The organism is Hymenobacter daeguensis, assembly GCF_054780555.1.
Genome location: NZ_BAAGWC010000007.1, coordinates 39391 through 53272, shown reverse-complemented (window position 1 = coordinate 53272; position 13882 = coordinate 39391). Strand labels below are relative to the sequence as shown.

At 61.0% G+C, this 13882-nt stretch carries 9 protein-coding genes and 1 tRNA gene; 5 read left to right on the top strand and 5 right to left on the bottom strand.

Going from position 1 to position 13882, the window contains the following annotated elements:
• Positions 1–46: 46 nt before the first annotated feature.
• The 4 genes from ACYVHT_RS10110 to asnB are packed head-to-tail and all read right to left on the bottom strand — an operon-like array spanning position 47 to position 4792.
• Complete coding sequence (locus ACYVHT_RS10110) at positions 47–475, bottom strand: sugar 3,4-ketoisomerase (protein ID WP_460550669.1); 429 nt, start codon at positions 473–475, stop codon at positions 47–49.
• Positions 476–1423 (bottom strand): UDP-glucuronic acid decarboxylase family protein, encoded by a 948-nt coding sequence (locus ACYVHT_RS10105; RefSeq protein ID WP_460550666.1) that lies wholly within the window; start codon positions 1421–1423, stop codon positions 476–478.
• A gap of 26 nt (positions 1424–1449) precedes the next feature.
• Entirely contained in the window at positions 1450–2793 is a 1344-nt protein-coding gene (locus ACYVHT_RS10100) for a UDP-glucose dehydrogenase family protein (RefSeq protein WP_460550663.1), read from the bottom strand.
• A 49-nt stretch (positions 2794–2842) separates the two neighbouring features.
• Positions 2843–4792, bottom strand: a complete 1950-nt coding sequence (asnB, locus tag ACYVHT_RS10095) for an asparagine synthetase B family protein (protein ID WP_460550660.1) — start codon at positions 4790–4792, stop codon at positions 2843–2845.
• Positions 4793–5021: 229 nt separating this feature from the next.
• Between asnB and ACYVHT_RS10090 the strand changes: the two genes are divergently transcribed.
• Positions 5022–5447, top strand: coding sequence for an acyl-CoA-binding protein (locus tag ACYVHT_RS10090; protein WP_460550657.1), 426 nt, complete (start codon positions 5022–5024; stop codon positions 5445–5447).
• 86 nt (positions 5448–5533) lie between these two features.
• On the opposite strand, the gene ACYVHT_RS10085 is transcribed toward ACYVHT_RS10090, so the two are convergent.
• The gene (locus ACYVHT_RS10085; RefSeq protein WP_460550654.1) at positions 5534–6955 is read right to left on the bottom strand and encodes an FAD-binding oxidoreductase; all 1422 of its coding nucleotides are present in this window, start codon (positions 6953–6955) and stop codon (positions 5534–5536) included.
• 53 nt (positions 6956–7008) lie between these two features.
• Between ACYVHT_RS10085 and ACYVHT_RS10080 the strand changes: the two genes are divergently transcribed.
• From ACYVHT_RS10080 to ACYVHT_RS10065, 4 genes are all read left to right on the top strand, one after another.
• Positions 7009–7635, top strand: a complete 627-nt coding sequence (locus ACYVHT_RS10080; protein WP_460550651.1) for a C40 family peptidase — start codon at positions 7009–7011, stop codon at positions 7633–7635.
• A gap of 167 nt (positions 7636–7802) precedes the next feature.
• A complete protein-coding gene (locus ACYVHT_RS10075; RefSeq protein ID WP_460550648.1) occupies positions 7803–11309 on the top strand; it encodes an outer membrane beta-barrel protein in 3507 nt (1168 codons plus the stop codon).
• Positions 11310–11495: 186 nt separating this feature from the next.
• Positions 11496–11569, top strand: a tRNA-Ala gene (locus ACYVHT_RS10070).
• 367 nt (positions 11570–11936) lie between these two features.
• A complete protein-coding gene (locus tag ACYVHT_RS10065) occupies positions 11937–13880 on the top strand; it encodes a peptide-N-glycosidase F-related protein (protein WP_460550645.1) in 1944 nt (647 codons plus the stop codon).
• Positions 13881–13882 lie beyond the last annotated feature (2 nt).

Genomic DNA, 13882 nt, shown 5'->3' with positions numbered 1-13882 from the left:
GGCGAATAATAGAAAAGCGCCGCTGCCCGGCTGGCAGCCCAACCGGCTAGATTTTCGGGGCCCATCGCTGCCGAAATGCGTTGTAATCCCGAATGTAATCATCCTCCGCATACGGCTGGGAGGCCAGCACCAGCTGCACCGCCGTGTGCGAATATTGCATGGTGTGCCACGCACAGGGCGGAATGTACAGCCCCACGCCCGGCTCTTCCAGCCGGAAGATTTGAATATCGCCGTTCGCCAGCTCGGTGGTTACGATGATGCGCCCGGCCACGGCCACCAGCACTTGCTCGGTGCGCTGGTGGGCATGGCGGCCGCGCACGATGCTTTCCGGGGTATAATACGTCCAAAAGACCCGCTGCACCACGAAGGGCAGCGGGTCCTGGTCGTTTTCAGCCACGGAAATGTAGCCGATATCCGGTGCACCCAGTTTGGAAAACCGCAGCAGGTATGGTGCCGGATAATCGGTTACCTCCATTTATTTCACGTGCTCTTTGAAGTATTCCAGCGTGCGGCGCAGGCCTTCGGCGCGGTCCACTTTGGGCTCCCAGCCCAGAATTTCCTTGGCCTTGGTGATGTCGGGCCGGCGCTTCATCGGGTCGTTTTCGGGCAGAGCCTGATAGGTCGGCTTGAACTCGACGCCGGTGAGGCGGGCAATTTCTTCGCCAAACTCCTTGATGGTGATTTCCGACGGGTTGCCGATGTTCACGGGCAGGTGGTAGTCGCTCAGCAGCAGGCGGTAAATGCCTTCCACCAGGTCGTCCACGTAGCAGAACGAGCGGGTCTGCGAGCCGTCGCCGAACACGGTCAGGTTCTCGCCGCGCAGGGCCTGCGAGAGGAAGGCCGGCAGCACACGGCCGTCGTCGAGGCGCATGCGCGGGCCGTAGGTGTTGAAAATGCGGATGATGCGGGTTTCCAGGCCGTGGTGGTTGTGGTAGGCCATGGTGATGGCTTCCTGGAAGCGCTTGGCCTCGTCGTAGCAGCCGCGCGGGCCCACGGGGTTTACGTTGCCAAAATACTCCTCCACCTGCGGGTGAATTTCCGGGTCGCCATAAACTTCCGACGTGCTGGCAATCAGCATGCGGGCGCCTTTCACGCGGGCCAGGCCCAGCAGGTTGTGCGTGCCGAGCGAGCCCACTTTCAGGGTCTGAATCGGAATCTTGAGGTAGTCAATGGGCGAGGCGGGCGAGGCAAAGTGCAGGATGTAGTCCAGCTTGCCGGGCACAAACACGAACTTGCTCACGTCGGCCTGGTGGAACTCGAAATCGGGCCGGCCAAAGAGGTGTTCAATGTTCTGGATGGAGCCCGTAATCAGGTTGTCCATGGCCACCACATGGTAGCCTTCCTTCAGGAACCGGTCGCAGAGGTGCGAGCCCAGGAAACCTGCACCGCCCGTGATGAGGACGCGTTTTTTTTCTTCAGACATAAAATTTCTTGTCAGAACGGTAAGAATTAAGCCTGAACCGGCTCCTTGTGGTCGGTTTTGATGCCGATGCAGTGATACACGAAGCCCAGCTCCTTCATCTCGGCGGGCTCGTAGATGTTGCGGCCGTCGAAAATGACCTGCTGCTTCATCAGGCGCGACATCACCTTGAAATTCGGCACCCGGAATTCAGGCCATTCCGTCACCACCAGCAGCGCGTCGGCGTCGAGCAGCGCGTCAAACTCGTCTTTGGCGTAGGCAATGCTGTCGCCGAGCGAGTGCTTGGCTTCGGGCATGGCCACGGGGTCGTAGGCCGTGACGGTGCAGCCGGCGGCCAGCAGCTTTTCGATGATAACCAGCGACGGCGCCTCGCGCATATCGTCGGTCTTTGGCTTGAAGGACAGGCCCCAGACAGCGATTTTCAGGCCGCGCAGGTCGCCGCCAAAATGCTTGCTGACTTTGTTGAAGAGCACCGATTTCTGGTTTTCGTTCACGCCCTCCACGGCGCGGAGCACCTGCATGTCGTAGCCATTTTCCTGGGCAGTTTTAATCAGCGCCTTCACGTCTTTGGGGAAGCAGGAGCCGCCGTAGCCGATGCCGGGGTAAATGAACTTGGTGCCGATGCGGGCATCGGAGCCGATGCCACGCCGCACCATGTTCACGTCGGCACCCATGATTTCGCACAGGTTGGCCACGTCGTTCATGAAGCTGATTTTGGTGGCCAGCATGGAGTTGGCCGCGTATTTCGTCATCTCAGCCGACGGAATATCCATGAAGATAATCGGGTGGCCGTTGAGCAGGAAGGGCTTGTAGAGGCGGCTCATCACCTCCTCGGCACGCTCCGACGAAATGCCCACCACAATGCGGTCGGGCTTCAGGAAGTCGTCGATGGCCGCACCCTCCTTCAGGAACTCGGGGTTGGAAGCCACGTCGAACTCGATGCTGGCCCCGCGCTTGGCGAGGGCGTTTTCCAGCTCGGTGCGCACTTTGGCCGCCGTGCCTACGGGCACCGTGCTTTTCGTCACCACCACGCAGTAGCTGTTCATGCTTTCGCCAATGCCCCGGGCCACGGCCAGCACGTATTTCAGGTCGGCCGAGCCGTCTTCGCCGGGCGGGGTGCCCACGGCGATGAACGCCACGTCGCAGTCCTGAATGGCCTCGGCCAGATTGGTCGAAAAATGCAGACGACCCTTCTCCACGTTGCGGCTCACCATTTCTTCGAGCCCGGGCTCGTAAATCGGCAGAATGCCCTTGTGCAGGTTGTCAATCTTTTTCTGGTCGATGTCGATGCACGTCACATCGATGCCGACTTCGGCAAAGCACGTACCCGTGACCAGACCGACGTAGCCGGTGCCTACTACTGCTATTTTCATATATTTATTAAGGGGGGTGTCTAAAGGCGAGGTTATTGGCCGGGCAAAATTAGGCGGCCAGTCCTTTGCTTGCGCGGGAAGGCGTGGCCGATTCGCCGGCCATGTATTGTTTCCACCAGGTCTGGAACACGATGAGGCCCCAGATGCGGGCGTGCACATCGCCGGGGTTGCGCGAGAAAAGCTGCGTTTTGAGTCCCCGAATGGCATCGACGTCAAAAATGCCCTGGCTTTCGATGAAGTCATCGCGCAGCAGGTCGTTTTCAATCAGGCCGCGCAGCTCGCCGCGCATCCACTTCAGCAGGGGCACTTCAAAGCCGTGCTTGGGCCGGTCGTAGAGCTCGGCGGGCAGCTCGGAGCGGAAGGCGTCCTGCACGATTTTCTTCTTCATGCTCGCATCCACCTTGCTGCTCACGGGCAGCGAGAAGGCGAAATTGACCACTTTATAGTCGAGGAACGGGGTGCGGACTTCCAGCGAGTTGGCCATGCTCATCATGTCCACCTTCGTGAGCATGTCGTAGGGCAGCACCAGCTTCATGTCGGTGAGCAGCACCTCGTTGAGGTCGCCGTCGGCGTGCAGGTCTTCCAGAATGTCTTTGCGGCGCTTGGTAGCGGCTTTCTTGCCCACTTTGCGGCGGCTGGCGGCGCTGAGCAGGTCGCGGGCATCGGCGGCCGAGGCGAAGCTGGCCCAGTCCCAGTACCGGTCTTTCACGCCGGAGGTCATGCCGCGCGAGAAGCGCTGGAGCTGCCGGATGCGGTTGCCGAAGAAGCCGTTGCGCGACTTGGGCAGGGCATCCCACACAAAGCCCAGGGCCGTCACGGCTTCGGCCGCCACGCCGCCCTGCCGGACCTTGAACTCGCCCATGTGCTTGTTGTAGCCGCCGAACATTTCGTCGGCCCCGTCGCCGCTCAGCGCCACCGTAACGTGCTTGCGGGTGCGCTGGCTGAGGATGTACACGGCCAGGGCCGAGGAATCGGCAAACGGCTCGTCGAGGTAATCCAGCATGCTGTGGATGTGCTCGTAGAGGTCGTCGTTGGTGAGCGAGAAAACCGTGTGGTTGGTCTTGTGGCGGGCGGCCACGAGGTTGGCGTACTTGGTTTCGTCGAAGAAGGGCTCGTCTTTGAAGCCGATGCTGAACGTGTTGAGGTGCGGCGTGTGGCGGGCGGCCAGCGCGGTAATCACGCTGGAGTCGATGCCGCCGCTGAGGAAGGCGCCGAGGGGCACGTCGGCCACGAGGCGGCGCTGCACGGCCCCGTCCATCAGCTCGACCAGCTTTTTCTGCTGCTGCTCGTAGCTGAGCTTGTTTTTGGCGACTTTTTTGGGGTCGTAGGGGATTTTATACCAGGCCTTGCCAACTACTTTGTTGTCTTTGATATACAGGTAGTGGCCGGGCAGCATTTTTTTTACGCCCTTGAAAATGCTGGCGGGCCCGGGAATGTAGTTGAGCTGCAGGTACTGGCTCAGGGCCACGTAGTCGAGCTTGCGCGGCACGCCCAGCGCCATGATGGACTTCATTTCCGAAGCGAAAAACAGCTTGTCTTCGTCGCGGTAAATGAGCAGGGGCTTCACGCCAAACCGGTCGCGGGCGATGAGCAGCGAGTTCTCCTCCTTGTCGTAGATGGCGAAGCCAAAAAAGCCGTTCAGCTTCTTGATGAAGCCGCGGCCTTCGGTGATGTAGAGCTGAAGGATGACCTCCGTATCGGTCTGCGAGTGGAACTTACAGCCGCGCTTGATGAGCTTCTCGCGCAGCTCGCGGTAGTTGAAAATCTCGCCGTTGAACACGATGGTATAGCGGCCCGACTCGTCGGTCATGGGCTGGTTGCCGTCGGCCGAAAGGTCGAGGATGGCCAGCCGGCGGAAGCCCAGCCCGCATTGGTCGTACACGAAATGGCCCTCCGAATCAGGACCACGGCGAATGATGGCGTCGGTGGACGCCTGCAGGTTGGCCAGCGACTGACGACCTGTTTCGGTAAAAGCAAATACTCCGGTTATTCCGCACATAGTTGCTGGCAAAAGTACGACCCCGCAACCTAAAGGTCAGCCCCGGGGTATTGTCTGAACCACGGATTTATCGGATTTACCTGATTTCGCGGATTCCGTGGACGAAGTTAGCCCGGCCGGACATTGCCCTACCGAATAGCACGCCGCACTTTTCCGCCTGCCCTCGCCCAATGCGGGGGCGGCTACTGGTTTTCATTTCTTTCCCATCCATCCCCAAACGCCAACTTTTATGGACCTCAACGCACAATTCCAGGCCGCCGCCCAGCAAGTCAACAACCTGCCCGGCGACGTGGCCGCCCCGCACATGACCGAGCTCTACGGCCTCTACAAGCAAGCCACCGAAGGCGATGTGAACATGCAGCCCGGCGAAGTAGATGCCAGCGCCGCCGACAAAGCCAGCGGCCCCGCCGGCCTTTCCCAAGCCCAATGGGACTCCTGGAACCAGTTTAAGGGCGTGGCCGCCGACGAAGCCAAGCGCCGCTACGTGGCCAAAGCCAATGAAATAGCTGGCCGCCCCGCCACCGAGGCCAGCGAAGTGCCCACCGATAACCAGACGGGTGCTCCGCGCACCACCGACCACGGCGGCCTGCGCGGCGACATCAAAGCTGGCTCGCCCTACGGCGGCGAGGATAAGCTGAAGAGCCAGCAGGCATAGCTTTTCAGCATTTTTTACCAAAACGAAGCAAAGCCAGCCCTCGACCGGGCTGGCTTTGCTTCGTTTTGGCAGGCGGCGATTGGGCGCTAAAAAATCTTGCCCGGATTGAGGATGCCGTGCGGGTCGAACACGTTTTTGATGCCGCGCATCAGGTTCAGGTTGGCTTCCTTGAGGGCGATGCCGATGTAGCCTTTCTGCACCAGCCCGATGCCGTGTTCACCCGAGATGGTGCCGCCTAGCTGCACGCAGAGCTCGAAGATTTCGGAGATGGGCTGGCGCAGGCCCACGTTCCACATCTCGTCGTCGAGGTCGCCGCGAATGATGTTGACGTGCAGGTTGCCGTCGCCGGCGTGGCCGTAGCACACGCTCTTGAAGCCGTAGCGGGCCCCGATTTCCTTCACGCCTTTCAGCAGCGTGGGCAGCTCGGCGCGTGGCACCACGGTGTCTTCCTCCTTATACACGGAGTTGTAGCGCACCGAATTGCCGATGTTGCGCCGAATCTTCCACAGGTCGTCCTTTTGGCCGGCCGTGTCGGCGAGCAGAATTTCGCCTACGTCGTACTTCTCCAGCACGCCGTACACCTGCTCGGCTTCCTTATATAGCTCGTCCAAATCCTGGCCGTCGAGCTCGATGAGCAGGTGGGCTTTGATGTCTTCGGGCAGCGTGAGCGGAATTTTGAGGTAGTCGGACGACCAGGCAATGGCCTCGCGCTCCATAAACTCCATGCCCGACGGGATGATGCCCGCCCGGAACACGGCCGAAACCGCGTCGGCCGCCTGCTCTTCCTGCCGGAAGGGCACCAGCATCAGGATGTTGTGCTGCGGAAACGGCAGCAGCCGGAACACCACTTTGGTGATGATGCCCAGCGTGCCCTCCGAGCCCACCATGAGCTGGGTGAGGTTGTAGCCGGTGGAGTTTTTGAGGGTGTTGGCGGCTGTCCAGATGATGTCGCCGGTGGGCAGCACCACTTCCAGGTTCAGCACGTAGTCTTTGGTGGTGCCGTATTTCACGGCTTTGGGGCCGCCGCTGCTGTGGGCCAGGTTGCCGCCCAGCGAGCAGCTGCCCTTGCTGGCGGGGTCGGGCGGGTAAAACAGGCCCACTTCTTTCACCGCGTTCTGGAACACTTCGTTTATCACGCCGGGCTCCACGGTGGCCTGCAGGTTGCGCTCGTCAATCTGCAGAATTTTATTGAGCCGCTCGGTGCTGAGCACCACGCCGTGGTGGATGGGCAGCGCCCCGCCGCTGAGGCCGGTGCCGGCCCCGCGCGGCGTCACGGGCAGGCGGTGCTCGTGGCAGAGGCGCATAATCTGGCCGATTTCCTCGGCCGAGCCGGGGCGCAGCACCACATCGGGCGCAAAGTGAAAGTCCTCGGTGTGGTCGCGGCCGTAGTCGGCGTAGGCATCGGCGGTGGCGGTGGCCTCGGCGCGCTGGGCGGTGAGGACGTGCGCGGGGCCCACGATGGCCTCGAAGGCCACCAATAATTCGGGAGTCAAAACGTTAAAATCCATGAGCGGCAAAACTAGAAAGGCCGCGCAAACTATCTTTGCGGCCGATGGGGAGGGTGACAACGAAGATACTACCGCTGCTGCTGCCGGCTTTGCTCTTTTTGGCAAGCTGCCACCGCAAGCTCAATTACCGCGACGGCCAGTACCGCTCGGCCCGCGAGATGGTACGCCTTAAAAAGGGTGGCAGCCGCGTGAGCGCCCGCCCGGTGGGCAAAGCCAAAGCCGTGGGCGTGGCCCCCAGCGGTGCTAAAAACAAAGTGGTGGTGAAACGGCCTGCCCGCGTGGGCAGCGCCACCGGCACGCTGGCCTCCGTCATTGAAGCGGCCCGCTCCTACCAGGGCACTCCTTATTTATATGGCGGCACTACGCGCCTCGGGCTCGACTGCTCGGGCCTGCTGCAACTATCGTTTGCCGAAGCCGGCGTGAGCATCCCCCGCTCCTCCAACGAGCAGGCCGTGTGGGGCGACCCCGTTAAAAGCACGGACCTGCAGCCCGGCGACCTGCTTTTTTTTGGAGCGGCGCCCGGCAGCCGCACCATTACGCACGTGGGCATGGTGACGGTGGCAGATGAGGAAGGCGTCGATTTCATTCACGCCTCGACCTCGCTGGGCGTAGTAGAAAACAGCTTAGAATCTGACTATTATCTGAGCCGCTTCATCCGCGCCGTCCGCCCCCGATTATAGCGGCATGCCGAGTACCTTTGTATTGCAAATTGAATAAGGTTTTGTCTAAAGAACTAGGGTTCAGCACCCAATAAATAGTAAATTTTACGTAATATTGGCTCTTTATGCCCAACCGTACCTTTGCCTAACTTTCACTAAGCTCACTGTTTCCACCAAACCATTTCCCTATGAATAATTCATCTTTACGCCACTTTTTACTGCTGGCGGTACTGCTGCTTTCAGCCCACCTGGGCTGGAGCCAGGGTGCCACCACGGCCGCGATGAGCGGCGTCATCAGTGATGGCAAAGGCCAGGGCTTGCCCGGCGCTACTGTTATCGCCATTCACACGCCGACCAATACGCAATACGTAGCCCCCACCAACTCCGATGGGCGCTTCAACATCCAGAACATGCGCGTGGGTGGCCCCTACACGGTGCGCGTGACCTTTGTGGGCTACAAAGACCTGGTTCGGGAAGGCCTGAACCTGACCCTGGGCCAGAACCTGCGCTTCGACCAGACCCTGAGCGATGCCGCTACGGAGCTGAGCGAGGTGACGGTGAGCGGCCGCCGCGACCCGGTGATGAACGCCGACCACACCGGCGCCAGCACCACGGTGCAGCGCGAAACCATCGAGCGCCTGCCCACCCTGAACCGTTCGCTGAACGACTTCACCCGCCTCACGCCCCAGGCCAACGGCCAGAGCTTCGGCGGCCGCAACAGCGGTTTCAACAACATCACCGTGGACGGTGCCATCTTCAACAACGCCTTCGGTCTGTCATCGACGGTGGGTGGCCAGGCCAGCGCCCAGCCCATCTCGCTCGACGCTATCGACCAGATTCAGGTGAGCATCGCGCCGTTCGACGTGCGCCAGGGCTCCTTCACGGGTGCCGGCATCAACGTGGTAACCCGCTCGGGCTCGAACAAGGTGCAGGCTTCCATCTATGACTTCTACCGCAACCAGGACTTGGTGGGCAGCAAGGTGGGCGACATCAAGTCGGACTACCCCAAGTTCAACCTGAACAACATCGGCTTCCGCGTAGGCGGCCCGATTATCAAGGACAAGCTGTTCTTCTTCATCAACGCCGAATCGGAGCGTCGGAATGACCCGCCCACGGGCAACTTCACGGCTAACCGCGCTACCGACGGCTCGGCGGCTCCGGTTGGCAGCACCATCTCGAACGCTTCGGCCCGCGACCTTGATTTCCTGAGCAGCTTCCTGCAGCAGCAGTACGGCTACAACCCCGGTCCTTATGAAAGCTACAACCTGAAGTCGAACAGCGACAAGGCCACGGTTAAAATCGACTGGAACATCAACGCCAACAACCGCTTCAACATCAAGTACAACTACCTGAAGTCGTACGCCGACATCGCACCGAGCACCTCGGGCGGCATCAACAACCAACGGTCGCAGTCGCAGTTTGGCCTGCCCTTCCTGTCGTCGTACTACCGCATCAACAACAACCTGAACTCGATTATTGCCGAACTGAACAGCACCCTGGGCGGCGGCAAATACTCGAACAACCTGACGGCCGGCTACTCGGCCTTCCGCGACTTCCGCGAAAGCAGCGGCGGCATTTTCCCGCTGGTTGATATCGGCAACGCGGTGGGCCGCACGGCCAGCGGCACAGCCAACATTACGGCGTCGAACTCGCTGACCTCGTTTGGTTACGAGCCTTTCTCGGCCTTCAACATCCTGAACTCGGACGTATATCAGCTGGGCGACAACTTCACGGCTTACCTCGGCAAGCACAACGTGACGGTGGGTACTTACAACGAATACTATAAGTTCAAGAACGGCTTCTCGCCGAACTACTACGGCAACTACGCCTACAACTCGCTGGAAGATTTCTACGCTTCGGCTGGTTTCAACTACACCCGTGGCGATGCCACCAACGGCCCTTCCGTTTCGCCCCTGACGGGCACCCGCCCCGGCGCGCAGCGCTACAACCTGTCTTATTCGGCCCTGCCCGGCGGCTTCCCCTTCGCCGAAATCTCGGCAGCTCAATTGGGCTTGTACGTGCAGGACGAATGGTCGCCCCGCAACAACCTGAAAGTGACCTACGGTGTGCGCGCCGACCTGCCCTACCTGACTTCGGACCTGCAGCAGAACACCAACGTGGCCGCCCTGACGGGCTTCCGCGACGGCGTGCAGCTCAACACGGGCAATGCGCCGAAGAAAAACGTGCTGTTCTCGCCCCGCGTTGGCTTCAACTGGGATGTGAACGACGACCGCAAAACGCAGCTGCGCGGCGGTACGGGCATCTTCACCGGCCGTGTGCCGTTTGTGTGGCTCTCGAACCAGGCCAGCAACAACGGTGTGCAGTTCGGCTCGTTCAGCTCTATCGGCAACACCACCATCGTGCCCACCGGCACGACCCCGGCCTACTTCAACCCCAGCGTGGATGCCTACCGTCCGCAAAACGCAGCGGCTAACACGGCCTACAACATTGCCGTGACCGCCAGCGACTTCAAATTCCCGCAGGTGTGGCGCACGAACCTGGCCGTTGACCAGGAATTGCCCGGCGGCGTAATCGGTACCCTGGAAGCCTTCTACACGAAGGACATCAACGCCGTGTATCACCAGAACGTGAACCTGCCCGGCAGCGAAGCGATTCCTTACAACCGCGCCGTAGGCCCCGACAACCGTCCGATTTTCTACGTGCCCGGCACCAACACCAAAAACAACCAGATTTACGGCTTTATCCCCGCTCCGACGCCAAACCCGAACAATCTGGCAAACGGTAACACTGCTGCCCGCCCCAACATCAGCGACGCCATCCTGATGCGCAACACCAACAAAGGCTACTCCTACGCCATCACGGCGCAGCTGCAGAAATCGTTCAGCAGCGGCTTCTACGCCAGCGTAGCCTACACCTACTCCGACTCGCGCTCGGTGAACGACGGTGGCTCGATTGCCCAGTCCATCTGGCGCGACCGCTCGGTATCGGGCGACCCCAATGCCAACGTGCTCAGCTACTCCAACTTCCTGCAGCAGCACCGCGTTATCGCCTCGGCTTCGTACCGCAAGGAATACGTTGGCCACCTGGCCACCACGCTGTCGCTGTTCTACGAAGCTGCGCCGGCCGGCCGTTACTCGTATGTGTACTCGGGCGACATGAACGGCGACGGTCAGACGGCCAACGACCTGATGTACATCCCCCGCACGCAGAGTGATATCATTCTGAACCCCATTACCATTCCGGCAACCCAGGGCGGTGGCACCTACACCGCTGCCCAGCAGTGGACCGACCTCGACAACTTCATCAACCAGGACAGTTACCTGAGAAAGCACCGCGGCGAGTACGCCGAGCGTAACGGCGCCGTGCGCCCCTGGCAGAACCGCCTGGACTTCCGACTGCTGCAGGACATCTTCACCAACCTGGGCGAGAACCGCAACACGCTGCAGCTCAGCATCGATATCTTCAACATCGGCAACCTGCTCAACAGCAACTGGGGCACTTTCCAGACGGCGAACAAGACGAACCCGCTCACGTTTGCCAACTACAACGCGGCGGGCCAGCCCACCTTCACGTTCCCCTACCTCACCAACCCGGTACTGGTGAGCGCCGCCAGCGGCACCACGCCTGCCGTGATTACACCCGGCGTTCCGCTGACCGACACCTTCCGCAAGGACACGGGTGGCATCAGCTCGCGCTGGCAGGGCCAGATTGGCATTCGCTACATCTTCAACTAAGCTTTTCGGCTTAGCGTAGCCTTCGAAAAGGGCAGGAAGCAATTCCTGCCCTTTTTTTTGTGGCTGATTATTTGAGGGTTGTGGCAAAGACAGGAAAAAAGTACGGTCAGGGCTTGCCAAACCGCAAATCGGCCGTACTTTTGTCGAACCAAAGCGCAACTGGCACGGCGGTAAACAACCAAATCAGGGGGATTAGCTCAGCTGGCTAGAGCGCTTGCATGGCATGCAAGAGGTCATCGGTTCGACTCCGATATTCTCCACTGAAGTGAATGAAGGCAAACAGGCCGCTACAACCCAAGTTGTGGCGGCCTGTTTTGTTTTGGGGAGTTTGTGCGGCAAGCGTCGATTAAGGCGGGCATGGTCCGGCTGGCAGCAGCGCCCTGGCACCGCTATTTTTTTCCCGGGGCGGGCTGAATATTCTGGCAGCGGGCCGATTAGCAGGCTTAGCAGCTTTTGGCGGGAGTGTTAAGAATTTGATACCAAATAGTGCCCAAATGCACGGCGCTGCACAGCAGCAGCTCCCCTGCCGGGGGCGGGGCGGCGGTCCGGGCCGCGGGGGCAAGTGCGGGCAAGTAGGCAGGTATGGGTTTCCGTTTCTATCTTGAGGCCTAAATCATTCATTCGCTTATGTTTAGAAAAATACTCTTTCTGCTCGGCCTGGTAACGGCAATGCTGGCCCTGCCCGAGCGCAGCCTGGCAGCCCCCGGCGACACTACCCGCGTCACCATTTTCAACCGTCGGCCCCTCACGCACTACGGCAACTACGACACCACGGCCGTGATGCCGGCGGCCGGCCGTCGGTACCGCAAAATACTGATGCACTACATTTTGAGTCGCTATGCCTGCCCGGCCGGCACGCAATATTGCGGCTCGTGGGACTACACCACCCGCGTAATTCTGCAGCCGCCAGCCCACGACTCGCTGGAGCTGGCCCGCATCATGACTCCTTACGCCACCGACTGGCTGGCCACCGACCACACCCACGACTACGTGGTGGACGTGACCGACTATGCCCCCCTGCTGGTGGGCACCCCGGGCTACCGCTTCGAGTACCAGGGGTATTCGTGGGGCTTCCGGGTGACGGTGCGGCTTGATTTCATTGAGGGTACGCCGCCGCAGGACCCCATTGACGTGCGCAACGTGTACAACGGCACGTTTGCCTACGGCGTGACGGCCGACCCGATTGAGAGCCACCTGCCGGCCAAAAGCTTCACGGCTCCGTCGGCGGGCACGATTGTGCTCAAAAGCCTGATTTCGGGCCACGGCTCCGACCCCGTGAACTGCGCCGAGTTTTGCCGCCGCTACTACTCGCTGCTGGTTGATAACCAAACGCGCGGCACTACGTTTCTGTGGCGCGACGATTGCGGCAAAAACGAGGTGTACCCGCAGACGGGCACCTGGGTGTATAACCGCGGCAACTGGTGCCCGGGCGCGGTGGTGCGCCGCATTGCGCAGCCGCTTACCACGCTCACCACGCCGGGCCAGCCCTTCAGCCTCGACCTGAACATGCAGCCCTACACCGCCGCCAACCAGACGGCCGCTTCGGCGCAGTACATCTGGAGCAGCCAGCTGGTGAGCTCGGGAGCAATCAACTTCCAGAGCGATGCTTCGCTGGATGAAATCATCTCGCCGAACTCGAACGAAAACTACGTGCGCGAAAACCCCACCTGCGGCGGCCCCCAGGTGCGCCTGCGCAACCTGGGCAGCAACCGCCTCACGGCCGTCACCATTGCCTACCGCGTGAAAGGCCGGGGCCCCCTGCAGACCTATAACTGGACCGGCAACCTCTCGTATGGCCGCGACACGCTGGTGACCCTGCCCGCCCTGACTACGCTGATGAACAACACGGCCGGCGGCCGCTTCCAGGCCTGGACGGCCAGCCCGAACGGCACCCGCGACCAGAACGCCTACAACGACACCCTCACGACCAAGTTCGACGCGACCATGACCCTGCCGGGCTCCATCACGGTGAACATGACCACCAACAACGCGGGCGGTGTATCGGGCATCAACGAAACCAGCTGGCAGATTCTGAACGTGGCCGGCAACGTGGTGGCACAGCGCACGGGGGCTACCAGCCTCACCACCTACAACGACAACGTGCGCCTGGCACCGGGCTGCTACTCGCTGCGCGTGGCCGATACCGGCTGCGACGGCTTTGCCTGGTGGGCCTCGCCCACGGTGGGCAACGGCAGCATGCGGATTCTGAACTCGGCCGGCAACGTACTGCGCATCCTGAGCGGCGACTTCGGCTGCGAGTACACGCTCAACTTCCAGGTGGCCGGCACAGTGACCGGCGCGGCCACGGCTCAGCTGCTGAATGCCTTGGACGTGTACCCCAACCCCAGCCACGACGGCCAGTTCAGCCTCGACCTGAACCTGCCCACCAGCCAGGACGTGCAGCTGCGCGTGATTGACGCGCTGGGCCGGCAGGTGCGCACCCTGCAGCTCGCGCAGGTGAAAGCAGCCGTGCAGCCGCTGAATCTGGCGGGCGTGGCTCCGGGCGTATATGCCCTGGAAGTCCGCCTGGCCGATGGCACCAAGCTGAACCGCCGCCTGGTGATTGACTAACC

What these genes read in the sequence shown, in the direction of transcription:
- ACYVHT_RS10090 (WP_460550657.1), top strand. Translation starts at nt 5,022, where the DNA reads ATGGACCTCAACGCACAATTCCAGGCCGCCGCCCAGCAAGTCAACAAC.
- ACYVHT_RS10075 (WP_460550648.1), top strand. Translation starts at nt 7,803, where the DNA reads ATGAATAATTCATCTTTACGCCACTTTTTACTGCTGGCGGTACTGCTG.
- asnB (WP_460550660.1), bottom strand. Translation starts at nt 4,792, where the DNA reads ATGTGCGGAATAACCGGAGTATTTGCTTTTACCGAAACAGGTCGTCAG.
- ACYVHT_RS10110 (WP_460550669.1), bottom strand. Translation starts at nt 475, where the DNA reads ATGGAGGTAACCGATTATCCGGCACCATACCTGCTGCGGTTTTCCAAA.
- ACYVHT_RS10100 (WP_460550663.1), bottom strand. Translation starts at nt 2,793, where the DNA reads ATGAAAATAGCAGTAGTAGGCACCGGCTACGTCGGTCTGGTCACGGGT.
- ACYVHT_RS10105 (WP_460550666.1), bottom strand. Translation starts at nt 1,423, where the DNA reads ATGTCTGAAGAAAAAAAACGCGTCCTCATCACGGGCGGTGCAGGTTTC.
- ACYVHT_RS10085 (WP_460550654.1), bottom strand. Translation starts at nt 6,955, where the DNA reads ATGGATTTTAACGTTTTGACTCCCGAATTATTGGTGGCCTTCGAGGCC.
- ACYVHT_RS10065 (WP_460550645.1), top strand. Translation starts at nt 11,937, where the DNA reads ATGTTTAGAAAAATACTCTTTCTGCTCGGCCTGGTAACGGCAATGCTG.